This window comes from Candidatus Pantoea symbiotica (genome assembly GCF_056491525.1).
The window spans coordinates 2,412,409-2,436,127 of sequence record NZ_JBSZHR010000002.1 but is presented as its reverse complement, the minus strand read 5'-3'; the positions used below and the strand labels follow the sequence as shown (position 1 = coordinate 2,436,127).

At 56.1% G+C, this 23,719-nt stretch carries 19 protein-coding genes; 13 read left to right on the top strand and 6 right to left on the bottom strand.

Going from position 1 to position 23,719, the window contains the following annotated elements; all coding sequences use genetic code 11:
* Positions 1 to 41 precede the first annotated feature (41 nt).
* Together ACXIZX_RS11960 and tmaR are read left to right on the top strand one after the other, a co-directional pair.
* Positions 42 to 1,100, top strand: coding sequence for an FUSC family protein (locus ACXIZX_RS11960; protein ID WP_008110562.1), 1,059 nt, complete (start codon positions 42 to 44; stop codon positions 1,098 to 1,100).
* A gap of 161 nt (positions 1,101 to 1,261) precedes the next feature.
* Complete coding sequence (gene tmaR / locus ACXIZX_RS11955; RefSeq protein WP_008110563.1) at positions 1,262 to 1,582, top strand: PTS system regulator TmaR; 321 nt, start codon at positions 1,262 to 1,264, stop codon at positions 1,580 to 1,582.
* A 47-nt stretch (positions 1,583 to 1,629) separates the two neighbouring features.
* Here tmaR and ACXIZX_RS11950 read toward each other — a convergent pair whose 3' ends face one another.
* Positions 1,630 to 2,691: a LacI family DNA-binding transcriptional regulator gene (locus tag ACXIZX_RS11950; RefSeq protein ID WP_479404231.1), complete on the bottom strand. Its 1,062-nt coding sequence runs from the start codon at positions 2,689 to 2,691 to the stop codon at positions 1,630 to 1,632.
* 99 nt (positions 2,692 to 2,790) lie between these two features.
* Between ACXIZX_RS11950 and ACXIZX_RS11945 the strand changes: the two genes are divergently transcribed.
* Positions 2,791 to 3,558 (top strand): YdcF family protein, encoded by a 768-nt coding sequence (locus ACXIZX_RS11945; RefSeq protein ID WP_479404230.1) that lies wholly within the window; start codon positions 2,791 to 2,793, stop codon positions 3,556 to 3,558.
* A gap of 30 nt (positions 3,559 to 3,588) precedes the next feature.
* Here the strand turns inward: ACXIZX_RS11945 and ACXIZX_RS11940 are convergent, their stop codons facing one another.
* On the bottom strand, positions 3,589 to 4,500 hold the full coding sequence (locus ACXIZX_RS11940; protein ID WP_479404229.1) for a ketopantoate reductase family protein: 912 nt from the start codon (positions 4,498 to 4,500) through the stop codon (positions 3,589 to 3,591).
* A gap of 211 nt (positions 4,501 to 4,711) precedes the next feature.
* Here ACXIZX_RS11940 and fusA point away from each other — a divergent pair, with 211 nt between their 5' ends.
* Both fusA and ACXIZX_RS11930 read left to right on the top strand, forming a co-directional pair.
* Positions 4,712 to 6,808, top strand: coding sequence for an elongation factor G (fusA, locus tag ACXIZX_RS11935; protein WP_179450190.1), 2,097 nt, complete (start codon positions 4,712 to 4,714; stop codon positions 6,806 to 6,808).
* A 167-nt stretch (positions 6,809 to 6,975) separates the two neighbouring features.
* Entirely contained in the window at positions 6,976 to 7,569 is a 594-nt protein-coding gene (locus tag ACXIZX_RS11930; RefSeq protein ID WP_479404228.1) for a LuxR C-terminal-related transcriptional regulator, read from the top strand.
* A 91-nt stretch (positions 7,570 to 7,660) separates the two neighbouring features.
* Here ACXIZX_RS11930 and ACXIZX_RS11925 read toward each other — a convergent pair whose 3' ends face one another.
* The 4 genes from ACXIZX_RS11925 to ACXIZX_RS11910 form a co-directional block, all read right to left on the bottom strand.
* A complete protein-coding gene (locus ACXIZX_RS11925) occupies positions 7,661 to 8,827 on the bottom strand; it encodes a CfaE/CblD family pilus tip adhesin (protein WP_479404227.1) in 1,167 nt (388 codons plus the stop codon).
* A 9-nt stretch (positions 8,828 to 8,836) separates the two neighbouring features.
* Positions 8,837 to 11,575, bottom strand: coding sequence for a TcfC E-set like domain-containing protein (locus ACXIZX_RS11920; RefSeq protein WP_479404226.1), 2,739 nt, complete (start codon positions 11,573 to 11,575; stop codon positions 8,837 to 8,839).
* A gap of 77 nt (positions 11,576 to 11,652) precedes the next feature.
* Entirely contained in the window at positions 11,653 to 12,156 is a 504-nt protein-coding gene (locus tag ACXIZX_RS11915) for a CS1 type fimbrial major subunit (RefSeq protein ID WP_008107322.1), read from the bottom strand.
* A gap of 102 nt (positions 12,157 to 12,258) precedes the next feature.
* Positions 12,259 to 13,056, bottom strand: a complete 798-nt coding sequence (locus tag ACXIZX_RS11910) for a fimbrial protein (RefSeq protein WP_479404225.1) — start codon at positions 13,054 to 13,056, stop codon at positions 12,259 to 12,261.
* Between the two features lie 590 nt (positions 13,057 to 13,646).
* On the opposite strand from ACXIZX_RS11910, the gene ACXIZX_RS11905 reads away from it, so the two are divergent.
* The 8 genes from ACXIZX_RS11905 to ACXIZX_RS11870 all read left to right on the top strand — a co-directional run bounded on the left by ACXIZX_RS11905 (position 13,647) and on the right by ACXIZX_RS11870 (position 23,385).
* Positions 13,647 to 14,417 (top strand): hypothetical protein, encoded by a 771-nt coding sequence (locus ACXIZX_RS11905; RefSeq protein WP_231103562.1) that lies wholly within the window; start codon positions 13,647 to 13,649, stop codon positions 14,415 to 14,417.
* Positions 14,418 to 14,576: 159 nt separating this feature from the next.
* Positions 14,577 to 16,190, top strand: a complete 1,614-nt coding sequence (locus tag ACXIZX_RS11900; RefSeq protein WP_479404224.1) for an ABC transporter substrate-binding protein — start codon at positions 14,577 to 14,579, stop codon at positions 16,188 to 16,190.
* A gap of 229 nt (positions 16,191 to 16,419) precedes the next feature.
* Complete coding sequence (locus tag ACXIZX_RS11895; protein WP_312184780.1) at positions 16,420 to 16,944, top strand: GNAT family N-acetyltransferase; 525 nt, start codon at positions 16,420 to 16,422, stop codon at positions 16,942 to 16,944.
* Positions 16,945 to 16,980: 36 nt separating this feature from the next.
* Positions 16,981 to 18,594 carry an ABC transporter substrate-binding protein gene (locus tag ACXIZX_RS11890; protein ID WP_479404223.1) on the top strand — a complete coding sequence of 538 codons (1,614 nt, stop codon included), beginning with the start codon at positions 16,981 to 16,983 and terminating at the stop codon, positions 18,592 to 18,594.
* A gap of 13 nt (positions 18,595 to 18,607) precedes the next feature.
* Complete coding sequence (locus ACXIZX_RS11885; RefSeq protein WP_179450206.1) at positions 18,608 to 19,600, top strand: ABC transporter permease; 993 nt, start codon at positions 18,608 to 18,610, stop codon at positions 19,598 to 19,600.
* On the top strand, positions 19,597 to 20,430 hold the full coding sequence (locus ACXIZX_RS11880) for an ABC transporter permease (protein WP_179450208.1): 834 nt from the start codon (positions 19,597 to 19,599) through the stop codon (positions 20,428 to 20,430). Before ACXIZX_RS11885 ends, ACXIZX_RS11880 begins: the two co-directional genes overlap by 4 nt.
* Complete coding sequence (locus ACXIZX_RS11875) at positions 20,427 to 22,034, top strand: ABC transporter ATP-binding protein (RefSeq protein ID WP_154183637.1); 1,608 nt, start codon at positions 20,427 to 20,429, stop codon at positions 22,032 to 22,034. Before ACXIZX_RS11880 ends, ACXIZX_RS11875 begins: the two co-directional genes overlap by 4 nt.
* Before the next feature lie 10 nt (positions 22,035 to 22,044).
* Complete coding sequence (locus tag ACXIZX_RS11870) at positions 22,045 to 23,385, top strand: LLM class flavin-dependent oxidoreductase (protein WP_479404222.1); 1,341 nt, start codon at positions 22,045 to 22,047, stop codon at positions 23,383 to 23,385.
* The last annotated feature ends 334 nt before the right edge of the window (positions 23,386 to 23,719 follow it).

Sequence of the window (23,719 nt, the reverse complement as noted above, 5' to 3'; positions counted from 1 at the left end):
GGGTAACATAGCGCGCAAATTTATAGCGTTCCCGGACAACCATGTTACGCGCTGACAAGCCCATCTCGCAGATTGAGTTCTGGTTCTACCGCCACTATCGCGCCGTGCACGGCGTGCGCATCGCTATCGCTTTTGTGCTGTGCTTCCTGTTTGTACGCCTCACCGACATTCCCGAAGGCACCTGGCCGCTGATTACGCTGGTGGTAGTGATGGGGCCGATTTCCACCTGGGGCAACGTGCTGCCGCGTGTGGTGCAGCGCATTAGCGGCACCTTCGCCGGTCTGATTTCTGGCCTGATTGCGCTCAAGCTTGAGCTGTTTTCGCTGCCGGTGATGCTGGTGTGGTGCGCCATCGTGATGGTGGTCTGTGGTTATCTGACGCTGGGCAAACATCCCTACATGGCGCTGTTGATCGGTATCACGCTCGGCGTGGTGGTAGGTGCACCGGCCGGGGATTTCACCATCGCCATGTGGCGCGGCGGCGACGTGATTCTCGGTTCGCTGATGGCGCTGCTGTTTAGCGCCATCTGGGCGCAACGCGCGTACACCCATTGGCGTATCCAGCTATCGGATGCGTTTATCGCCATGGCCAAGCTGCATCACACCGGTTTCTCCGCCAATCTGCTGGAGAAACCGCGGCTGAATAAACCTTTCCAGAAGCTGCTGAGCGGCGTAATTAAAATGCGCGCGCTGCTGGAGCCGGCGAGCAAAGAGACGCGCATTCCGAAATCGGTGTTTGAGGCGATCCAAACCATCAATCGCAATATGGTGAACACCATGCAGATGCAGATTGATGCATGGTGGTCGTCGCGTGAAAGCCACTTGATTATGCTCAACGCGCCCACGCTGCGCCGCACTCAGCAGATGACCGAAGACACGTTGAATGCGCTGGCAACGCTGATGGTGAAAGGCGAGACCGAGCAGATCACCGCCAACAGCCACGCGTTGGAGGAGATCACCCAGGAACTGGAGCAGCTGATTGCCAATCGCAGCGGGCGTTCCGAAACCACGGCAATTTACGGTTACGTCTGGCTGAGCCTCGAACAGGCGCGCCAACTGGAGCGTATGACCGATTTAGTGCGGCTGGCGCTGCGTAAATAGTTTTCTCAGGCAATGACTTAATGTGAATCACCCTTTCTTTGCGCTAAGATAAGCGCCAGTCCGAATTTAGCGGTGAGAATTGCAACCCTGGCGGCCAAGCCGCTAAGCTAAACGTTATGACTATTCCGCCTGCCGACGCAGGCCTCAAGAAAGGTGCCAACATGGAAAATGCCAAGCAATCATTTCAGGACGTACTGGAGTTTGTGCGTATGTTCCGTCGTAAAAACAAACTGCAGCGCGAAATCGTGGATAACGAGAAGAAAGTCCGTGATAACCAGAAACGTGTGCTGCTGCTGGACAACCTGAGTGAATACATCAAACCAGGCATGAGCATCGAGGCGGTGCAGGAAATTATCGCCAGCATGCGTGTGGACTATGAAGACCGCGTTGATGAGTACATCATCAAAAACGCTGACCTCTCCAAAGAGCGTCGCGAGCTGTCTAAGAAGTTGAAAGCGATGGGCGAGCCAAAAGCGCAATAAATCGTAGGGTCGCCATTCATGGCGACCTTTTTCTTTCTACTTCCCGCTCAACGCTTCAACTTCCGCGCCAAAACCTGCAACTGCTGGGCAATCTCCGCCACATCCACCTCATCCTGCTGCGGTGCCGCCGTGGTTTCACGTAACACCAGCTCGGTTTCCAGCGTCTTCTCTGTTACATCTCCGCCTTCCAGCTGCACCAGCAAGCGATCAACACTCACCGCGCCCAACTGCTGCAAATCCTGCCGCACGGTGGTTAACGGTGGCTGATACCACGCGCTTTCCGCCGTATCGTCATAGCCAATCAGCGAAATCTCCGCCGGGATCCTCACGCCATGTTGATGCATCGCCCGCATCGCGCCGAGCGCCATCTGATCGTTGGCCACCAGCAGCGCCTGCGGCAGATGGTCAGGCAACTGCGCCAGCAGCGCCTGATAACCCGAAGCAGCGCTCCAGTCACCGCTTAACACGCAGAATGGCGTGAGTTGATGCGCCGCCAGCGCTTGCTGCCACGCGGCAAAACGTGCACGCGCCGATGCAGAACTTGCCGGGCCATTTAACACGCCAATCTGACGATGGCCGAGCGCCACCAGATGATCAACCGCCTGCTGCGCACCGGATTCGCTCTGATACTGGCATTGCGTCACCTCAGCGCTGCGCTCCACATCGAGAAAAAGCACCGGTTTGTGGTCGCACTGCTGCTGAATCTGCGCGGCCTGCGCGGCATCCAGCGGCAGGTTGATCAGCAGCGCATCCACGCGTTGCGCCAGCAGTTCGTTAACGGTGTCCTGCGGCGCGCTGTCGGGATTCGCCATGGCGATCACCAGATGATAACCCTGCGCTGCCGCACGTTGCTGAATCGCCGAAGCGATCTGTGCGGGCGCCATCAAGGCTAAATCGCTGGTGGCGAGTCCTAGCGTGCGGGTGTTTTTTCCCGCCAGCTGCTGCGCTACGCGATTCGGCACATAGTTGAGCTGCTGCATCGCGGCTTCTACTTTGGCGCGGGTGCGCGGCGAAACCTGCTCGGAATGGTTGAGGACGCGAGAAACGGTTTGATAAGAAACCCCAGCCAGATGAGCTACATCGTCGAGGGTTACGGAGCGCGCAGTCATGAATCTCTCCTGAAGATTAAGCTGCGAGTGTAGCAAATTTTTCCCTGCTGACACGCACTTAAGCCGCTACACTGCCAAAGGTATAAAGAGGAGAACCGGATGCAACTCAACAACCATCAGATTCAGGATATCAATACGTTGGCGGCCTGGCTGGCGCTGGATCAGATGCCACAAGATGGCACGCTCGACATCGATTTAGCCATTCTCGCCGGTCACGCGGTACTACCGAACGTGGAAGCGGTAATTGCCGTGGCGAAAAAATATCAGCTGCCGTTATTGATCAGCGGCGGCACTGGCCACTCAACGCCGCTGCTGGTGGAGATGCTCGCGGTGCATCCGCTGTATCGCCAAATCGACAGCAAAGGCAAAAGCGAAGCCGAATTGTTAGGCGATGTCGCCCGCGTCTTTGCCGCGCTGCCGGACGATCTGCTGCTGCTGGAAACCGCCTCACGCAACTGCGGGGAAAACGCCGCCTTCAGCCAGAAACTGCTGGATGAGCACAGCTGGCAGCCGCAGCGCGTGCTGCTGGTGCAGGATCCGCTGATGCAGCGTCGTACCTGGGAAACCTTCCGCTTTCAATGGCGCGATCGTGCGGATGCGCCGGAATTTATCAGCTGGCCGGTGTTTGGGCCGCAGGTGAAGATGGACGCGGGCATGTTGCGCATTATTGGTGCGCCGCCGCAGGGATTGTGGTCGATGGAGCGTTTTCTCTCGCTGCTGATGGGGGAAATCCAGCGCTTGCGTGACGATGAAAATGGTTACGGGCCGCGCGGCAAAGGTTTCCTCGGCCACGTTGAGGTGCCAGAAGAGGTGGAAGCGGGCTGGCAACGTCTGAAACAGTTGCCAGGCGTGCAGTCACGGTTATGAGATTTCGGTCGCCATCCCTGGCGATCCGTTTTATCGACCCTGCACATACACCTGCAAATTGACATACACCGCGTTCAGCAACGGCGTCACCACGCCGCTGCGTGCGCCGCGCACCAGCAGATCGCCAATCACCTGATCGGCCTCAATCTCAAAGCCCTGGGTTAAATCGCGATACATCGACGAGGTCATCGCTGCTTTAGGATTGTTCAGCGTCTCATAAATCTTCGCCGTCACCGCCGGGCGCTGCTGATAACCTTCCGCGCTTAGCACCGACAACACTTCACCAAATACACTTTGCAGCAGCGCTTCGCCGCCTTGTGACGTTAGCACCTGTTGCGTATTACCGCGCGCGAGACAACACACCGCACCAAGCGTGCTGAGCAGCAACCATTTTTCCAACAGCTCGCTGATGATGTTGTCGGCAAACACCGTATCAAACTGCGCCGCACGCAGCGCTTCATCCACCAGCTGCAAACGCGCATCATTGTGACCGTCCAGCGCGCCGTAATAGAGAATATGCAGCGGCGTCATCTGCAGCACTTCGCCGTTTTCACCCAGCGTGGCGTTGATTTTGCACAGGCCACCAATCACCTTGTCGCCAAAGCGTGCACGCAGCGTATCGATATGTCGCATGCCGTTGAGGATCGGCATGATCAGCGTGTCAGGGCCGACAGCGGGCGCGATGTCATTCATCGCCTGATCCAGCGCGAAGCTTTTCACCGTCAAAATAATCAGGTCAAAATGTCCATCCAGCGAGCCGGCCTGCGCCAGCTGCGGCTGAATCACTTCGCTGTCGGATGGCGTTTTCAGCACCAGACCGGTTTGCTGTAACTGCTGAAAGCGGCGCTCGCGCACCAGAAAAGTCACATCACGTCCTGCTTGCGCCAGACGCGCACCGAAATAGCCGCCGGTGGCGCCGGCGCCGACTACCAGAATACGCATGGTCAATTTTCCCGTTGAGAGTGAAAGCCTTACCTTAAAGTGACCGGCGACGGCTTTCCAGCCCGTAAATGCTGAATCAGATACAAGATTTTAACGATGTTTAAAAAAGGCTCAAACTGTTCGTATTTACTCGTACAATAGGTTTAGGCTGTTGCGCAGCGGCGGGCAATGGTGCGCGCCGCATAACTAGTCGAATGACTAAGGACGCATCATGCCCCGAACCCTCCCCATCGAACGTTATCGCAACATCGGCATCTCCGCGCACATCGATGCCGGTAAAACTACCACCACTGAGCGCATCCTGTTTTACACCGGAATGAGCCACAAGTTAGGTGAAGTGCACGATGGCGCGGCAACCACCGACTGGATGGCGCAGGAGCAGGAGCGTGGTATCACCATTACCTCGGCGGCAGTGAGCTGCTTCTGGCCCGGCATGGACGGCAGCTTTACGCCGCACCGCATCAACATCATCGATACGCCCGGACACGTCGATTTCACCATTGAAGTTGAGCGTTCAATGCGCGTGCTTGATGGCGCGGTGATGGTGTATGACGCCGTTGGCGGCGTGCAGCCGCAGTCTGAAACCGTGTGGCGCCAGGCCAATAAATATCACGTGCCGCGCATCGCCTTCGTCAACAAAATGGACCGTCAGGGTGCGGACTTCTTCCGCGTGGTGCAGATGATGAAAGATCGCCTGCACGCCAATCCGGTGCCGATTGTGATCCCCATCGGAGCGGAAGAGCACTTCAGCGGCGTGGTCGATCTCAACAAAATGCGTGCCATTTACTGGGACGACGCCAGCCAGGGCATGAGCTTCAGCTATGCGCCAATTCCTGCTGAGCTACAGGCACTTGCCGCCGAGTGGCGCGAGAACATGGTGGCAGCAGCGGCCGAAGCCAGCGAAGCGCTGATGGATCGCTATCTGGAGCAGGGCGATCTCAGTGAAGACGAGGTGATTGCCGGATTGCGTCAGCGCACCTTGCTCGGCGAAATCCAGCCGATGCTGTGCGGCAGCGCGTTCAAAAACAAAGGCGTGCAGCGCATGCTCGACGCGGTGATTGAACTGATGCCTTCGCCGCTCGACGTACCGGCGGTGAGCGGCGTCAACGAGCAGGGCGAACACGACGAACGTCATGCGGATGACAGCGAGCCGTTCTCAGCGCTGGCTTTCAAACTGATGAGCGATCCCTATGTCGGACAGCTGACTTTCGTGCGCGTCTACTCCGGCGTGCTGCGCAAAGGCGACAGCGTGTGGAACGCGGTGAAAGGGCGCAAAGAGCGCATCGGTCGCATCGTCCAGATGCAAGCCAATGACCGTATCGAGATCGAAGAGATTCGAGCCGGCGATATCGCCGCCTGCGTGGGGTTGAAAGAGGTCACCACCGGTGAAACGCTGTGCGATCCCAATGCGGTGATCACTCTGGAGCGCATGGAGTTTCCCGATCCGGTGATTTCGCTGTCGATTGAGCCGAAAACCAAGAGCGATCAGGAGAAAATGGGCCTGGCGCTACAGCGGCTGGCGGCCGAAGATCCGTCGTTCCGTCTGCACACCGATGAGGAATCAGGACAAACGATTATTTCCGGCATGGGCGAGCTGCATCTGGAGATTATCGTGGATCGCATGAAGCGCGAGTTTGGCGTGGAAGCCAACATCGGTCGGCCGCAGGTTACTTATCGCGAAACCATTCGCAAAACGGTGCGCGAGGTGGAAGGCAAGTTTGTGCGCCAGTCGGGTGGTAAAGGTCAGTATGGACATGTGGTGCTGACGCTGGAGCCGCAGCAGGCGGGTGCCGGATTTGCCTTTGAAGACGCCACCAAAGGCGGCGTGGTGCCGCGCGAGTTCATTCCTTCGGTGGAGAAGGGGATTCGTGAAGCGCTGAACAGCGGCGTGCTGGCCGGTTATCCGGTGGTGGACATCAAAGCCACGCTGACGTTTGGTTCGTACCACGACGTCGATTCATCGGAAATGGCATTCCGCATGGCGGCGATCTTTGGCTTCAAAGCCGCCGCGAAACTGGCCGATCCGGTGATCCTCGAACCGCTGATGCAGGTGGAAGTCGAGACGCCGGAAGAGTATGCCGGTGGCGTGATGGGCGATTTGTCGTCGCGGCGCGGTACGCTGCAGGGCATGGATGAACGCTTTGGTGCGCGCATTATTCGCGCCGAAGTGCCGCTGTCCGAGATGTTTGGCTACGCCACCACGCTGCGATCGATGTCGCAAGGCCGAGCAACCTACAGCATGGAGTTTGCGCACTACGCGGAAGCGCCACGCAACGTGGCTGAAAGCATCATCGCCGCGCGCGCCTAGCTTTAGAGTGAAATCAGACCGGGCACAGAGGTAACACTTTGTGCCCGGTCTACTTTTAAATCGACCGATCGATCACGTGAATTATTTAGCACCAAAAATGGACAGTTAATTTCCGCCGGTAAGCCGATAGTATGCGCAGAATGAGGGATATTTATCGGAAATTAATCATGGATGTCATTTATCTGGATCAGTCTTGCTATCACCAGCAGGGCTTAATTGCGCTGCTGCAACATTCAAATATCACTTGCTGTAATACGCTTCGTGAAATGAAGACGCTAATGAGTGACAGGGAAAAAACCGCCAGCCTTTCACCGATTATTATTTTTGATTTGCCGGTAAACTTCCGCACGGCGCTGGCTCAGATAGATTATCTGACCAGACTGAAAAGCACCTTGAATGCGACGCTGATTTTCTTTTCAGATTCAGTGAAAAACAAGATTAATTACAGCACTCATGCCATTACAGCCGATTGTTTTATCGATAAAAAATCTCCAATCGGCACCATCAGTACCAGGCTGGCGATGATGTTGTGCCAGCATAAAAACGGCCAGCTGTTGGCTGCTCCCGCCATCAATAATCATTTAACCCGTAAAGAATTTAACTTCCTGCGTTGTTTATTCACTTACGAATCGATTGAAGGTGTGGCGAAGATAACCGGTATAAATAAAAAAACACTCTACAGCCATCAGAATAAGATCGTTAAAAAGCTCAATCTGAAAAACAGCCTGCATCTCTATCAGCGTTTCACCAATAATTTTTAAATCACCCGGTAGGGTCGCCATTCATGGCGACCTTATTCCCATAAATGCCCATCCTGCAAAACATCGGATAATGTCATCACCGCCCGCGCCATTATTGCGTCGTCGGAGTATAAATAATCCTCAGCGTGCCCTGATAACGGCCCGCTGTTTTTGACGATAAAGTAAAAGGCGGCGTGATGAGTTGTATCGGCGCGGGAACGCACAGCACCGAATTGCTCTGGCCCGGTAACACCACACGTCGCAACACACCTCTGTTAGTGCCGCTCCAGATGATTTCACTGCCGTTCTCGACTGCCTGGCGCGCTTTAGTCAGCGGGTTAATCACTTCAACCGCATAATCGAGACGATTTTGCGCCAGATTTTTGTCCGCGCCTGTGCGATATAACGAAAACAATCCCGTGGCTCTGGCGGGCGCGGCTGCACCTTCGTCCTGAAACAAGATGCTCACCCGGTTGCTGTCAGAATTATTGCCGTCGTACAGGCACATATCCAGCGAACGGCTGCCGCTGACGGTGGTGGTGGCGCGCGCACCGGGGAAGGTTTTTAAACCGAGATCAACCGTGGCGGCCGCATTGCCAAACTCCGGCAGATAAATCTGCTGATTACCGTAATCCGTCACCTTAAAGGTCATGGTGGCGATCCAGTCACCCATCTTCGTCACATTGGTACAACCCACGTTCACGTTCTGCGAATTTCCGGTGCAGGAGGTTACTGGCCACTGCATCAGCGACATTTTCAGCGTCGCACTCCAGGTGCCCGCCGACGGGAATTTACTCAGCTCAGAAGAGGGAAGATAGGCTGAATAATCGGTGCCATCGCCACGCGGCGTGACGGCACCACCAAAAGCATTCATCGGCACCAGATTGGTCGCCACCACCACATTATTCAATGAGCGCCTTTTGGTGAGATAGACATTCAGTACCAACGTCTGTTTGGTGCTGCTTTCGGTAAACAATAGCGGCACGGGATAGGGTGATGGAGAGGCTTCCAACCAGACAGGTAATGTCAGGCAGGCGCCATATTGATTGCTGGTGCGCGACTGGCACACCAGCGTGTTGCGGCCCCATTTTGGCGCGTCGTTGGTATCATAACCGCCGTTTTCATTGGTCCAGATCGGCAATTGCGCCGGCACTGACATGCGGTCAAACGTCACAGCAATGCTGGTATTGCGCCCAGAAGGCGTGAGCGTGGCCGCCTGCGCCAATGTGTTGACCATTAACCAAAACAGCGTCAGCGCGCTAAGAAAGCTACTTTTCATCCAAAATCCCTATTGTTGTTGCGACGCAGAAGGCGCGGTGCGAGCCAGCGGAACCTCATCCGCCTGGCGGGTGACAATCAGCATTTTTGCTCGTTGCTGCACATCCTGCGGCACTGAAGCCAGTTCGATAGGTTTGCAGTCGCTATCGCCGACGTAACGCACCACGTCATGGGTGCTTTTCACCTTCATTTCACAGCGGTACATCTGCATGCCGCGCACCATGTAGAGATTTTTTATGCGGTGATCGGTCTCAGCGCTGAATCCGCCCTGGCCTAAACCGGACCAGCTGGCGACATTCAGCGGCGTGGCACCTTCCAGTGGAAGCTGTTGATTGATCATCAGTCTGCCAAGCCAGGTGTAGCGCGAAACAATATTCACCTTGCTAACCAACATGCGCCCCGGCGCGATGAACAGCGTGCGTCGTCCGGCACCTTGAGTAATTTCGCTGCGCATCCCGTCGGTGGATTCGATGGAATCATTGATGCTGATCGCGCTCTGGGTATAAGCCGGTACGCTGAAGAGCGTGCGGCCGGTGCCGTGCAGGCTGGCGCTGCCCGCGCCATCAACCGAGACATCCACCCGGGTATCGCGACTCTCATCGCTGCTTGCCACATGCAAACCGACCGCCGCACCGGGCAGGCCGTTGCCCCATTTGCCCCAGTACAGACCGGAACGCGCCACCGCCAAAGAGGAGTTATAGCTGCCGCTGCTGCTAAAGCGTTGAGCGGATGAACCGGACGATGCCGAGCTGACCGCCAGGCTGCCGCTGCCGTATTCGCCGCCGGTTTTGCCATAAAAGGAAGCATTCAGCTTGTTTTCCTGATTACCGTTGAGGTTCACACCGATTTCCTGCTGATTTTGCGCATCGAAATACCAGTTCTGCGCCACGTTATAGCCAATCTGATCTTTGTTGTTGCGATCGGTTTGGTAGGTCATGCCGAGCGAACTGTAGCTCGAACCTGAATTGACGGTCGGCGTGCTGACGCGCGAGAGTGAAACCGAGAGGAAGCCGCCATTATCGCGCTGGATTCCGCTGCTGCTGGTGCGGGTAAAGAGATTGGCGCTGGTATTAATATTGATGCCGTTGACGCTGAAGCCGCGCCCAAGGCCAGCCTGCCAGGTGGTGGTCTGCGTTTTGCTGTAGAGGTTGCGGCGCGTCCACTGTGGCACCACCGCGTTATCATCCAGTTGAACGGGCAGCACATTGCGGCCTTCATTCTTGCTGGCGCTGTAGCCGGCATTCAGATACCAGCTTTTCACCGGCACGCTGAACATCAGGCTGCTGCTCTGGTAGCACCCGCTAAAACCGTATTGCCCACCGTTGTTGCTGTAGCAGTCCTGTGCATACAAGGCGCTGCGATAGAAACTAAGGGAGAATCCGTCGTTATAGGCGACCTGCTGGATATTGCCGCGCGAGCCTTCGCTGCCTTTCAGGTAGCTAAAGCGGGTAGTAAGAATGCCGTCGAGCAGCGAGTTATCAAAGCCGTGACTCCAGTCGAGCGCGCTTTCGATAAAGCGGTTGCGATTGGTCACGGCGACACCGCCGGTCAGCGCAGCGTCTTGCGTCACAGGCACTTTGATGCCCGCCTGCATCACGCGGCGGTCGGCGCTCTGCTGTGACGCAGCGCCGTTGCCCTGCATCTCGCGATCGGGAATGGTTCCGCCTTGTACAAACCATTCAATGTTCTGGCTGATGGCATTGCCGGTACGACTAAAAGGTACCTGTTCGGTACGTGACAACTGATTCTCTTCATAGATGCGCAACGTCACGCTGTAGCTGCCATTGGGAAAGGCGCTGGTATCGAGGTTTTGCGTGCCCGCATTGAGGTAAAAGGTGCCCAGCAATTGCTGCCCGCGATAAGCATCAATACGCGACGGACGCGTAATAAACACCGTCACCGGCGTGCCTTGCGCCGCCTGTGCGCGGTTCATCCAGGCGAGCGTCGAACCCACGCGCGCACCTTCGATGGTGCTAAGCGGCAGCTGGCTTAAAGTAATGTTGCCGCCGGCGTTGCTAAAGATATCGCGCGAATCCATGCGTCCGGCCTGCACGTAATAGCGCTTGCCGATATCGCGGCGCAGAAACACGTTGTTAAAGCGCACTTCCTGATGACTCTGCTGACGGTATTTTTGCGCCAGATAGTCCCAGTCGATACCGGCATAGCTGTTTTCAGTGAGTCCAAGCGCGCCCGCACCCTGCAGGGATAACGTCTGGTCATCGCGATTGGTGACGAAATTGATATTCTGCTGATGAATAAACGCCGCTTCCGTTTCGGCGGTCTGCTGGTAGTAGGGCGATGCGTTGTCAGCCGCCAGCGGCACAAATTCCGGGCCGAGAAACAGCGCCACTTTGGCATTATTTTCGTCATAGATCAGCGCGAGGGAATCGGTTTCCAGATAGTCGCAGCCTGCTGCGCCGCCGTTGCTGCTGCATGCCTTGTTGCCATTGCGAGCCAGCGGTTCACTGATCAGATGGTCTAAGCGCTTTTCCTGCTGCGGACCGTTTTGATAATGCTGCATCACCGCCCGCGCAACCTGATGCGGTTTTAAGAACGTGACGGTATCAAGCGAAACAGAGGCTTCAAACAGGCCGAGCGATTGCCCGTAAACAGAAAGGTTGACCCACAGCGTCTGGCCGGTAACCAGCGATTCAAAACCAGGCGGAACCTGCGTGGCAGCGCGGGGTGCAAGAGAGGGGATCAGGGTAATGAAAGAGGCGATTAAAACGACGCGAATATTGACCTTCATTACAGCATCCTGCTGAAAAAGAATAATAAGGGGGGCGAGCGGCCCCCCGAAATAATTGATCAGTCAATACCGACAAATTAGCTCTGCGTGGTGGCCTGAGTAATTAACAAGCTAATCACGCCGGAATAGGTACCGGTTGCCAGCACGCCTTGCGTGGTCTGCGAGATTTTTAGTGGCAATACTGACGAACCGTTGGCGGTACCCGCCGGGAACAGCGAGGCGTAAGTCAGCGGTGTGTTGGTGGTGGTAATCGGTTTTAAATCCGCGCCCAGCGTGACGGTCAAGGGTACCGCTGTACCGGTGACGGTATTGTTAAGCTGAGCAGCGCTCACCAGCGCAACGTTAATATTGGCGGTTTGCGAGTTCGACCAGATTTTGGTGTCCAGTGAATAGGTAGACAAACCACGGCCCGGAATATATTGCATATTAATGGTGCCCGGTAATGCGGTTCCGTCCGCCTGGGTCATATCGACCGTCGAATCGACATTCGCATTCACCGTAATATCTTTCTGCACCGCCTGTGCATTAAATACAGCCGTTAACGCAGCAGCGATGACAAGTGGTTTAATTAATTTTTGCATTTGTAGCTCCGTGAAAATCCTTGTACTGGCCGTAAATGACCGTCTCATGGGTAGTAAACTGCTTTATAACAAACAGGTTGTTATTCCTTTAATAGGTGCTGATCATTGTCCGATAACGTACTCGGCTAAATTCCGCGTGTTGAGATCAACATATTTAATTCTGACTTCCTGAGCAGCACTTAATTCTGTAGAACTCCAGGCTTTAAAGCGCAGTGTTTCATCCGGATAAACCGTGGCGTGTTCTTTTTTCCACTGGCAGCTGCTACTGATATGTTGTTTTGAGCAAACCGCCACCTCACGAATCACTACGCGTACCGTACCCGAATTCTTGACTTCGCCCGATGCGGATGCAGTAAGCGATAACCTGGCATTGCGCGGCGGAATATGGGCCAGTACGCCCCAGACTAAATTGATGCCGACCTGATTGCTGATGTTATTATTCGGCAGCGATTGATCTTTCAGTTCATCCGGGGCAGCCACGGCCTCAAAGTAGACGCGCCAGGCGGTCTCTTTTTCCGGCGGTTGTAATGAAATCAGCCGAATGATGCGTTGAGAACCGGAAGCGAGCGCGAACTTATCCGGTGTAGCGATAAGCGAGCGCGAAACGGCATCCTCAACCAATATTTCTTTTTCAAACGGTGTCGCAGGACGCTCAATTCGCTTGATGCTGACGCGAATAAACTGCGCTTCACCGCTCTGTGATAATGTCTGCACCTGCGCCGCACCCTGATTATTCAGGGTGACTTCCATTGGATAGACACTCATATTTGCCCATGCTGATGGCATAGCAATAAAACCCATGAGGATCAGAGGGTAAGCGAGTTTTTTTAGCAGATAATTATTGGGTGAAATACCCCATGAAAAGCCGTGATGCAGCATCTTTTGCGGTGAATCGTCCATGATAAATCCTTATGAAATCCATTAAAATCCTGTCGGATATTCCCTGTAAAAATCGGCATGGCTATTAGCCAACGTGGCTTAATCAAGCGGAATAACCGTGCGTTAAGAAAGTTCTCATACGGGCTTTGTTAAGTCACTGTCCATTTTTGTGGTTAATTTTTTTAAGCTGTGCTGCAAAGTGAATACTTGCCAAAATATCGCAACCTAACTTAATGAAATAGCTATAAAAACAAAGATTAATTTACAGGCTTAGAAATGGTCCTGTCAGGTTAAAATAAAATCAGGCTTTACAAAAAATAGCGCATTGATGGTAAGATCGTACTCGGAAGGGCAAAAAGACCCTTGTTAATCTTAAAATGTTAACCTCAGAAACAATGCCTCCCAAAAGCATCATCTACCGATTCTCAACAGGCTTTAAAATAACGTATGAGAAGGTGGGTGGTTTTTGAAATATTTATAATTGATAACCAGGCACACAACACAGCAATATGAAAAGCAAACAGCAACTCACAGCATTAATTTATCATCGCGCAGCAGAGATTAAGTCAAATAAAAACATCTCGTTAGTTATGCAGAAGCATTACAAACTGTTGTTTAGACTGTATCTGACTAAGCCGCTCTATTTTAAAGTCATTTTTAAAGCCAATCGCTTTATTATTGGTTCGGCGATCATGGCGTACTCCTTCACTTCAGCAAACCCAACGTTGCGTGATGTAAAAGACTTTTGTAAGAAAACCGGCCTGATTAGCGACAACACTATTGACTCCTTTCTGCTCTTTATTCGGGTAGGCGGGCGTATGGAAGTTAAAAAGGACGCGCTGGATAAACGCAAGTTAACCTACACGGTGACCAGCAAAGCGCTGGATGAAACCCGCGCCTTAATTAATACCATGATGATCCCTTACGGCATGTTGTATGGTGATTTCGACGTTTCGGCATGCCTGAAAATGGAAAATTTCCATGCCGAATACTTCAAAAAATACGCTGAAATTACCCTCAAGCATGTCTACTTATTCGATATGGTGCCAGAGAGTAAAGCCTTCATTTTCAGGGATGCCGGGCATATGCTGCTGATGGATCTTTACATCGAAAGTTTGCAACAAAAAACCACCGTTATTGAGTACAACTACCTGAAAGCGTCACTGAAATGTGGCGTTTCGCGTTCGCACATCAAACGCTGCCTGCAGGACGCCGAAGCGGCGGGTTTGCTGACGCTGGATAAAGCCAGCAATACACTCATTTTGCATCTCTCCTTTATGCAAATGGCGCTGGATTATTTTGCGGTCTATATGGCAATGGTCGAGTACGGGTTACGCGGGTTATCCGGCGTGCCTCCGCTACCAGCAAGCATGTCACGATAATCTGTTTTTTCAGTTATTGGTGAATTGCCATATTCAACAAATCGATTGCCACTATTGTCGTTTTACATTTATTTGTCCGGGTTTTAATAATTCAGCGGGAATTAATACAGGCCAGATTCAGGCCATACATAATATTTACCTGCAATCACCAAGGACAATATGAAATTAAATACAATCGCTTTGGCATTAGGTTTTAGCCTGTTGGGAAACGCGTTTAATGCTGTAGCCGCCGATCAACCGGTTAGCGGTGGCAGTTTAACGGTTGGTGTCGAAACCGAACCGACCACTTTTAACCCACAGCTTAATGGTCAGGACAAAGCAGAAATCACGCTGCGTAACTTCTGGGAATCGCTGCTGGCGCGCCGTCCGGACGGCAGTTTTGTGCCGTGGCTGGCGCAAAGTTATGAGGCCAGCCAGGATGGCAAAGTGATCCGCTTTAATCTGCGTCAGGACGTCACCTTCTCCAACGGCGAGAAGTTCGATGCCAACGCGGTGGCTGAGAACTTCCGCCAAACTCAGGTCGCGCAATATTGCGCTGGCAGCAGTTTGTGCCTGATGGGTTCGCACATCGAGAAGATTGAAACGCCGGACGATCATACTGTGGTGATCACCCTGAAAGAGGTTTACTCACCCTTCCTATCCTTCGCTGCGGGCTTGCAGATTCTGGCACCGGCCAGCTGGAAATCACCGCAGCTGAAATCGGGCGGTAAAGATCTGGCAGGCACCGGGCCCTTTATTCTCGAAAGCTATGAGAAAGGCCAGCAGGTGACCTACGTTAAAAACCCGAAATACAACTGGGCACCGGCCACCGCGAAGCATCAGGGACCGGCGTATCTCGATCGCGTTACCTATCGCTTCCTGCCGGAATCCTCGGTGCGCACTGGCGCGCTGCTGTCGGGCCAGGTTGATGCCATTGAAGGTATTTCGGGTAACGATGCCGGTGAATTCAAAGACAATCCCGACTTTACCTATCAGCATGCGCTGAATACCGGCACGCCGTATTCGCTGTTCCTCAACGTGGAATATGGCCCGACGCAGGATGTGAAAGTGCGTCAGGCGTTACTGCAAGGTCTGGATATCGATCCGCTGCTGAAGTCGGTGTATCGCGGCGAACGTACCCGCGCGTGGGGCATCACGTCGCCCATCGATCCGCTCTATAACAAAGAACTGGAAGGCAAATACGGCAACAATCCGGATGCGGCCAACAAGCTGCTGGATGAAGCCGGTTGGAAAACGCGTGATGGCGAAGGTTTCCGCACTAAAGAGGGCCAGCGTCTGCGCATTGAGCTGATTCAGGCGCAGGCGACGGTGCGTGACCAGCGCGATGTGCTGCTGCAGGCAATTCAGGCGCAGGCGCGTCAGCGTCTTGGTGTCGATCTCAAGCTGAACTACGTCGATTCCGGTACGTATGCGGATGTGCGTAAAAGCGGCAAGTTCGGCACCATCGCCAACTCCAACACGCCAACCGATGGCGTGGATATCGAAAACCACTATCGTCCGATCGCTCAGGGCGGAGCAATTAACTACAGCCGCGTCAACGATGAGAAGATCAATGGCTTGCTGGATAAAGCCGCCCGCACGCTGGATCTGCACCAGCGCCGCGATTTCTACAGCCAACTGCAGCAGGTCGCTTTACCGCAGCTGGCGCTGGCAGTGCCGCTGTATGAACCGGAAGATCAGTTAGCCACCGCCAGCTACGTGCATGGCTACGGCTTCCGCAGCTATAAACAGATGCCAGAAAGCGTTTACGATGTGTGGGTGAGCAAGCACTAAAAAAACGCACATATCCGTAGCGGCGCGATTTATCGCGCTCTGTTGATTTTAAAAGTCAAAACAGCGCAATTAATTGCGCCGCTACGATATGTGCATTAATTAAATGTTTTCATCTTCCGCTAAATTATTGCATTGCCATATTCAACAAATCGATTGCCGTTATTCTCGGTTTACTTTAATCCGCCGGATTTTAATACTTTCGGCAGGAATGAATAAGGAAACGGTCACCATGAGTCAGCTAATTGAAGTTGCCAAGCCCGACGATGCGGAAGAAATATTTGCGCTGTTACAGCGTGCCTACGCCGCGCTGGTGGCGCTGGATGTGCATTTCACTATTTCACAGGGCAACGTTGAGCAGGTGCGCCGCGTCATCGAGCAGGAAACCGTGCTGGTGCTGCGCAAATGGAAACGCGCGGTGGCGACCGTCACGGTGCGTTTTCCGTGGCAGCAGGATGAACATGCGCCATCGTCGCTGCCGTTTATCCACTGGTTTGCTGTCGATCCTGATTACAAAGGGCAGGGCTTTGGCCGCGACATCATCACCTACGCCGAAGAAACTCTGCTGAAAGAGACGCTGAAAGCGCCGGGTGTCTATCTCGCCACCGCCATTAAGCATCCATGGCTGAGCGAGCTCTATCTGCGTCGCGGTTATCAACCGTTCCATCACCGCACCAATCCATTAGGCGAAGCGCTGGTGTTTCTGAAAAAGGAATTCAACCCGCCAGCCGATCAACCCATCGCCAAAATCGCCTGAACAACTAAAAAAGCACCTGCAACCACCAAGGATCTTATGAAAGCGAATTCCATCACTCTCGCGCTGGGTGTCATCTGCCTGCTGGGAAGCGCATCACTTTTCGCCGCTGAGCAACCACGCAGCGGTGGCAGCTTAACCTTTGGCGTCGAAACCGAACCTGTACCGTTTAACCCGCAGCTCAATGGGCAATCCAAAGCGGAAGTGACGCTGCGTAACGTGTGGGAATCGCTGCTGGCGCGCCGTACTGACGGCAGTTTCGTACCCTGGTTGGCAGAAAGTTATGAGGTCAGCCCGGACGGTAAAACGTATCGCTTTAGCCTGCGTCGCGATGTCACCTTCTCCAACGGTGAGAAGCTAGATGCCAACGCGGTGGCCGAGAATTTCCGCCACGTGCAGGATGCGAAGTATTGCGCCGGCAGCAGCATCTGCGCCCTGGGCGCGCGCATTGCCAGCGTGGCGACGCCGGACGACTACACCGTTACCATCACGCTGAAGCAGGGCTATTCTCCGTTCCTGTCGTTCGCCGCCAAATTGCAGATTCTGGCGCCGGCCAGCTGGAACTCACCCGAGCTGAAAGCCGGTGGCAAAGAGATCGCCGGTACCGGGCCATTTATTATCGAAAGCTACGAAAAAGGCCAGCAGGTGACATTCGTACGCAACCCACACTACAACTGGGCGCCCGCCACCGCCAAACATCAAGGACCGGCGTATCTCGATCGCGTTACCTATCGCTTCCTGCCGGAATCTTCGGTGCGCACTGGCGCGCTGCTGTCGGGCCAGGTTGATGCCATTGAAGGCATTTCGGGTAACGATGCCGGTGAATTCAAAGACAATCCCGACTTTACCTATCAGCATGCGCTGAATACCGGTACGCCGTATTCGCTATTCCTCAACGTGGAATATGGTCCGACGCAGGATGTGAAAGTGCGTCAGGCGTTACTGCAAGGTCTGGATATCGATCCGCTGCTGAAGTCGGTGTATCGCGGCGAACGTACCCGCGCGTGGGGCATCACTTCGCCGGTCGATCCGCTCTACAACAACGATCTTGAAGGTCAGTACGGTAACAATCCCGCCGCCGCCAACCAGCTGCTGGACGAAGCGGGCTGGCAAACGCGCGACAGCGACGGTTTCCGCACCAAAGACGGCCAGCGTTTGAGCATTGAGGTGATTCAGGCGCAGGCAACGGTGCGCGATCAGCGCGATGTGCTGCTACAGGCGGTACAAGCGCAGGCGCGTCAGCGTCTCGGCGTGGACCTCAAACTGCGCTACGTCGATTCCGGCACCTATACCGACGTGCGTAACACCGGCCACTTCGGCTCGATTGCTAACTCGAATACCGAAACCGACGGCATTGATATCGAAAACCACTATCGCCCGGTGAAAGCCGGCGGGCCGATTAACTACAGCCGCGTCAACAGCCCGCAAATCAACGGCTGGCTCGATCAGGCAGCAGCGACGCTGGATATCAATCAGCGCCGTAAATTCTACAGCCAGCTGCAGCAATACGCGCTGCCACAGCAGGCGCTGGCGATCCCGTTGTATGAACCCGAAGACCAGATCGCCACCGCCAGCTACGTGCACGGTGCCGGTTTCCGCAGTTTTAAACAGATGCCGGAGAACGCGTACGACATCTGGCTCAGCGACCACTAATCAGGAGGCGAAGATGAGTCTGGAAAGCATTGTCACCCGCACGCCACGCGCGCGTCGGCCATCGGTGTGGCGCAGCGACCTGACGCGCCGCATCGTCAGCCGTCTGTTGGGCGGCGTACTGGTGCTGTGGGCGGCGGTATCGCTGGCCTTTCTCGGCGTGCATCTGGCGCCGGGCGATATCGTTAGTCTGCTGATCGGTGAGCAGCTGCGTACGCCCGCGATTGAGGCGGCGATCCGCGCTGAATGGGGCCTGAACGAACCGCTGTGGTGGCAATATCTGCACTATATGTGGCGCGTGCTGCACGGCGATTTTGGGCGCTCTTACATGCTGAATACCGAAGTCAGCCATCTGCTGGCCACGCAGCTGTGGCCCACCATCAAACTGACGCTGGCGGCGCTGCTGGTCAGCATCATCTTTGCAGTGGTGATTGCCGTCGGCACCGCGCATCGTCGCATTGGTCGCCGCGTGGCTAACGGCGTCGAGCTGTTGCTGGCGTCCACGCCCTCTTTCTGGATGGGCATTGTGCTGCTGTTTATTTTCAGCTTCACCTTGCGCTGGTTCCCGGTGGCGGGCGATCGCTCGCTGTCGTCGCTGGTGCTACCTGCGCTGGCGCTCGGTCTGGCGCAGGGCGCGGTGATTGCGCAACTGCTGCGCCGCGAGCTGGAGCGCGCACTGGATGCGCCATTCACCCTTACGTTACGTGCGTGGGGCGTGGGGGAAACCACTATTCGTTTGCGCCACGCGCTGCGTCATGCGTCCTTGCCAGCAGTGACGTTGACCGGCTGGCTGGTGGGCGGATTGCTGAGCGGCGCGGTGATCACCGAACAGGTCTTTGGACGTCCCGGGCTCGGTAAACTCACCGTCGATGCGGTGCTGGCGCAGGATCTGCCGGTGGTGCTGGCGGTGGCGATTCTCTCGGCGCTGATCTACGTGGTGATGAGCACCCTGGTTGACATCCTGTCGCTGTGGATTGATCCGCGTCTGCGCGGGGAGAGCAAATCATGATTGCCGCACTGCAACGCCTTCCGGTTGCGCTGCCCGCCGCGGTGTGGGCAGCGATTCTGTTTCTCATTGTATTGGCTATCGCGGTGACCGCGCCGCAGTGGCTGGCGCACAGCGATCCGCTGCTGGCCGATCCGGTAAACGCGCAGCTGCCGCCGTCGGCGCAGCACTGGCTGGGCACCGATCAGCTGGGACGCGATCTGCTGACGCGCGTGATCTACGGCAGCCGCTATTCGCTGCTGATCAGCGTGGCGGCGATGGCGCTGGCGGTGGTGTTTGGCACCTTGCTGGGATTGGTGGCGGCGCTGGCGCGTGGCGTGGTGGATGAGCTGCTGAGCCGCGCGGTGGATGTGATCTCCGCCTTTCCCGATCTGCTGCTGGCGCTGATGCTCATCGCCTTCACCGGGCCCGGCACCAACAACCTGATTATCGCGCTCGGCGTCGCGTCGGTGCCGCGTTTTGCCCGCGTGGTGCGGGCACAAACCTACAGCGTGATGACCTCCGGCTACGTTGAGCAGGCGCGCACCTTTGGCCTGTCACGCTTCACGTTGATCACGCGCCATATTCTACCGCACGCCATTGCGCAGGTGCCGGCGCTGGCCACGCTGGGGCTCGGCACCGCGATTATCGGCACCGCCGGATTGAGTTTCCTCGGCATGGGGCCGCAGCCGCCGACCGCCGAATGGGGCCTGATGCTGGCGGAAGGACGCAACTATCTGCGTAACGCGTGGTGGATCGCCGTGTGGCCGGGCGTGTTTATTACGCTGACGGTGATTGCTGTGAATACGCTGGGGCGTTACTGGCAGGCACGTTTTGAAGGACGATCCGCATGAGCCAGCCATTTATTGATATCCAGAATCTCTCGATCCGTTTCGGGCCGCAGCAGGTGGTGAAAAACCTCAACCTGCAAGTCTCGGCGGGCGAATCGGTGGCGCTGGTCGGGGAATCCGGGTCCGGCAAAACCCTGACCGCGCGCAGCCTGCTTGGCCTGCTGCCGGAAGGCGCGGTGTTAACCGCCGACCGTTTCACTATCGACGGCCGCGATATGCGCCACGCCAGCCGCAGCGACTGGCGCGCGCTGCGCGGTCGTCGCATTGGCTATGTGTTACAGGACGCGCTGGTATCGCTCGATCCGCTGCGCCGCATTGGTCAGCAGCTGAGTGATGCGCTAAGCGCCGCCGGTCATCGCGGCCATTTGCAGGACAAAAGCATCGAACTGCTGAAGGCGGCGGGCATTCACGATGCCGAAAGCCGCCTCGAACGCTATCCGCATCAGCTTTCGGGCGGCCAGCGTCAGCGTGCTTTAATCGCTACCGCGCTGGCCGGCACGCCAACTTTATTGATTGCTGATGAACCGACCACCGCGCTGGACATGACGGTACAGCGCCAGATTCTGCAACTGCTGGCGCAGCGCCGTCGCGACGGCCACGGCCTGCTACTGATCAGCCACGATTTGGCGGTGGTAGCGGAACTGGCGGATCGCGTGCTGGTAATGCGCGATGGCGAAGTGGTGGAGCAGGGCAACAGCGGCCCGCTGCTCAATCGTCCGCAACACGCCTGGACGCAGCGCCTGCTGCGCGCGGTGCCGACGCCCGCCACGCGCGGTTTGCGCCTCAGCGCGGCTGAACCGACGCCGCTGCCGCCGCGCCCAACACGCAGCAGCGCGCCGCTGCTGGAGGGCATCGGCCTGCACAAAGCCTACGGCGATCGTCTGGTGCTCAACGACATCAACTTCACGCTGCACGCCGGGGAAACGCTTGGCGTGGTCGGCGAATCCGGCTCCGGCAAAACCTCGCTGGTGAAAGTGGTGATGGGTTTAACCGAACCGGACAGCGGCACGCTGCTGCTGGAAGGGGAGCGCTGGGATCGTCTGCCGGAGAAAGCGCGTCGCGCCCGGCGTGCGCGCTTGCAGCTGATCGCGCAGGACCCGTTCAGCTCTTTCGATCCGCGCTACACGGTGGAAAAAATTATCGGCGAAAGCCTCGATAGCGCCGGGATTTACGGTGATGCGCGGCGTCAGCGCGTGCGACAGCTGCTCGATGAAGTGCAGCTCGGCGACCGTTTCCTGCAGCGCTATCCGCAGCAGCTTTCCGGCGGCCAGCGTCAGCGCGTGGCGATTGCGCGCGCCTTTGCGCCGAATCCGGCGCTGCTGGTGGCCGATGAACCGGTCAGCGCGCTCGACGTTTCGGTGCAGGCGCAGGTGCTGGATCTGCTGGCTGACATGCAGGCCGAACACGGCACCGCGCTGCTGTTTATCTCTCACGATCTCGGCGTGATCCAGCATCTGGCGGATCGCGTGCTGGTGATGCAGAACGGGCAAGTGGTGGAGAGCGGGGCGCTGCAGCAGGTGTTCGCCGCGCCGCAGCATCCGTGGACGCAAAAACTGTTACAGGCGCTGCCGGTCATTCCCGACTGGCAGCCCGCGAACGCATATTAAGGAGAGCAGAATGAGTCAGACACAACGCCAGCTGCGGCTGGGCGCGATTATTCAGGGCGTATCCGGCAACATGTCGGCATGGCGTCATCCCGATGCGGTGGCGGATGCCAGCATTAACATCGATTACGTGCTGGATCTGGCGCGCAAAGCGGAGCAGGCGAAGATCGATTTCCTGTTTGTCGCCGACGGTTTGTACATCACGCCGCAGTCGATTCCGCACTTCCTCAACCGCTTTGAGCCGATCACCTTGCTGTCGGCGCTGTCGCTGGTGACTAAAAAAATTGGCCTGGTCGCCACGCTTTCAACCTCCTACAGCGAGCCGTTTACCGTGGCGCGCCAGTTTGCCAGCCTCGATCATCTGAGCGGCGGTCGCGTTGGCTGGAACGTGGTGACCTCGCCGCTGGAAGGCTCGGCGAAAAACTTCTCGCGCAGCACGCATCCGGAACATGACGAGCGTTATCGCGTTGCTAGCGAATATTTGCAGGTGGTGAAAGGGCTGTGGGATTCATGGGAAGGCGATGCTTTTGTGCGCGACAAACAGAGCGGGGAATTCTTCGCCGCCGACAAGCTGCATACGCTGAATCATCAGGGACACTACTTCTCGGTGCAGGGACCACTCAACGTCGGCCGCTCGCCGCAGGGGCGTCCGATTGTGTTCCAGGCAGGCGCTTCTGAAGCGGGTAAAGCCTTCGCCGCCGAAGCCGCCGATGCCATCTACACGCGCCAGGAAACGCTGGAGCAGGCGCGCGAGTTCCGCGAAGACGTGCGCCGCCGGTTGGTGGCGCGCGGGCGGGATGCCGATGATATTCGTGTGTTCCAGGGCATCAGCGTGATTATTGGTGAAACCGAGGAAGACGCCGAGCGTCGCTATCAGCAAACTGCCGAGCTGGTAACCATCGATAAAGCGCTGGAGTATCTTGGCCGCTACTTCGAGCATCATGATTTCAGTCAGTACGCGCTGGATGCCCCTTTCCCGGACATTGGCGAGCTGGGCAGCAATAGCTTCCGCAGCACCACCGACAAGATCAAGCAGAACGCCCGCGAACGAGGCTTAACGCTGCGTCAGGCGGCGCTGGAAGAAGCCACGCCGCGCCCGAGTTTCCTGGGAACGGCGGAGCAGGTAGCGGAAGGGTTGGCGAACTGGTTCCTGCAAGGCGCAACCGACGGCTTTATCGTGCGCGGCGGTACGCCAACCGCGTTTGATGATTTCGTGGCACAGGTGATTCCGCTGTTGCAGGCGCGGGGTATTTATCGCAAAGAGTATGAAGGCGAGACGCTGCGCGAGAACCTGGGATTGGCCGAGCCGGAAAATCAGTTCGCGGTGCAGCGTGGTAGTCAGCAGGTAGCTTAATGTTGGCAAGGTCGCCATAAATGGCGACCCTAAAAAATCCCGCACATTTCCCGTAGGGTCGCCATTTATGGTGACCGTTCCAATCGATAAACGGATGATTACAACGCCGTCACGCCCAGCCCGGCGGCGCGATCTTTCCACTCCCGCACTTCGTCATAAACGCCTGATGTAGCTTAATGTTGGCAAGGTCGCCATAAATGGCGACCCTACAAAATCCCGCACATTTCCCGTAGGGTCGCCATTTATGGCGACCATTCCAATCGATAAAGATGGTTACAACGCCGTCACGCCCAGCCCGGCGGCGCGATGCTTCCACTTCCGCACTTCGTCATAA

Excerpts from the sequence above, each read along its gene's own strand:
- ACXIZX_RS11960 (WP_008110562.1), top strand. The coding sequence starts at position 42 with ATGTTACGCGCTGACAAGCCCATCTCGCAGATTGAGTTCTGGTTCTAC.
- tmaR (WP_008110563.1), top strand. The coding sequence starts at position 1,262 with ATGGAAAATGCCAAGCAATCATTTCAGGACGTACTGGAGTTTGTGCGT.
- ACXIZX_RS11950 (WP_479404231.1), bottom strand. The coding sequence starts at position 2,691 with ATGACTGCGCGCTCCGTAACCCTCGACGATGTAGCTCATCTGGCTGGG.
- ACXIZX_RS11945 (WP_479404230.1), top strand. The coding sequence starts at position 2,791 with ATGCAACTCAACAACCATCAGATTCAGGATATCAATACGTTGGCGGCC.
- ACXIZX_RS11940 (WP_479404229.1), bottom strand. The coding sequence starts at position 4,500 with ATGCGTATTCTGGTAGTCGGCGCCGGCGCCACCGGCGGCTATTTCGGT.
- fusA (WP_179450190.1), top strand. The coding sequence starts at position 4,712 with ATGCCCCGAACCCTCCCCATCGAACGTTATCGCAACATCGGCATCTCC.
- ACXIZX_RS11930 (WP_479404228.1), top strand. The coding sequence starts at position 6,976 with ATGGATGTCATTTATCTGGATCAGTCTTGCTATCACCAGCAGGGCTTA.
- ACXIZX_RS11925 (WP_479404227.1), bottom strand. The coding sequence starts at position 8,827 with ATGAAAAGTAGCTTTCTTAGCGCGCTGACGCTGTTTTGGTTAATGGTC.
- ACXIZX_RS11920 (WP_479404226.1), bottom strand. The coding sequence starts at position 11,575 with ATGAAGGTCAATATTCGCGTCGTTTTAATCGCCTCTTTCATTACCCTG.
- ACXIZX_RS11915 (WP_008107322.1), bottom strand. The coding sequence starts at position 12,156 with ATGCAAAAATTAATTAAACCACTTGTCATCGCTGCTGCGTTAACGGCT.
- ACXIZX_RS11910 (WP_479404225.1), bottom strand. The coding sequence starts at position 13,056 with ATGGACGATTCACCGCAAAAGATGCTGCATCACGGCTTTTCATGGGGT.
- ACXIZX_RS11900 (WP_479404224.1), top strand. The coding sequence starts at position 14,577 with ATGAAATTAAATACAATCGCTTTGGCATTAGGTTTTAGCCTGTTGGGA.
- ACXIZX_RS11895 (WP_312184780.1), top strand. The coding sequence starts at position 16,420 with ATGAGTCAGCTAATTGAAGTTGCCAAGCCCGACGATGCGGAAGAAATA.
- ACXIZX_RS11890 (WP_479404223.1), top strand. The coding sequence starts at position 16,981 with ATGAAAGCGAATTCCATCACTCTCGCGCTGGGTGTCATCTGCCTGCTG.
- ACXIZX_RS11885 (WP_179450206.1), top strand. The coding sequence starts at position 18,608 with ATGAGTCTGGAAAGCATTGTCACCCGCACGCCACGCGCGCGTCGGCCA.
- ACXIZX_RS11880 (WP_179450208.1), top strand. The coding sequence starts at position 19,597 with ATGATTGCCGCACTGCAACGCCTTCCGGTTGCGCTGCCCGCCGCGGTG.
- ACXIZX_RS11875 (WP_154183637.1), top strand. The coding sequence starts at position 20,427 with ATGAGCCAGCCATTTATTGATATCCAGAATCTCTCGATCCGTTTCGGG.
- ACXIZX_RS11870 (WP_479404222.1), top strand. The coding sequence starts at position 22,045 with ATGAGTCAGACACAACGCCAGCTGCGGCTGGGCGCGATTATTCAGGGC.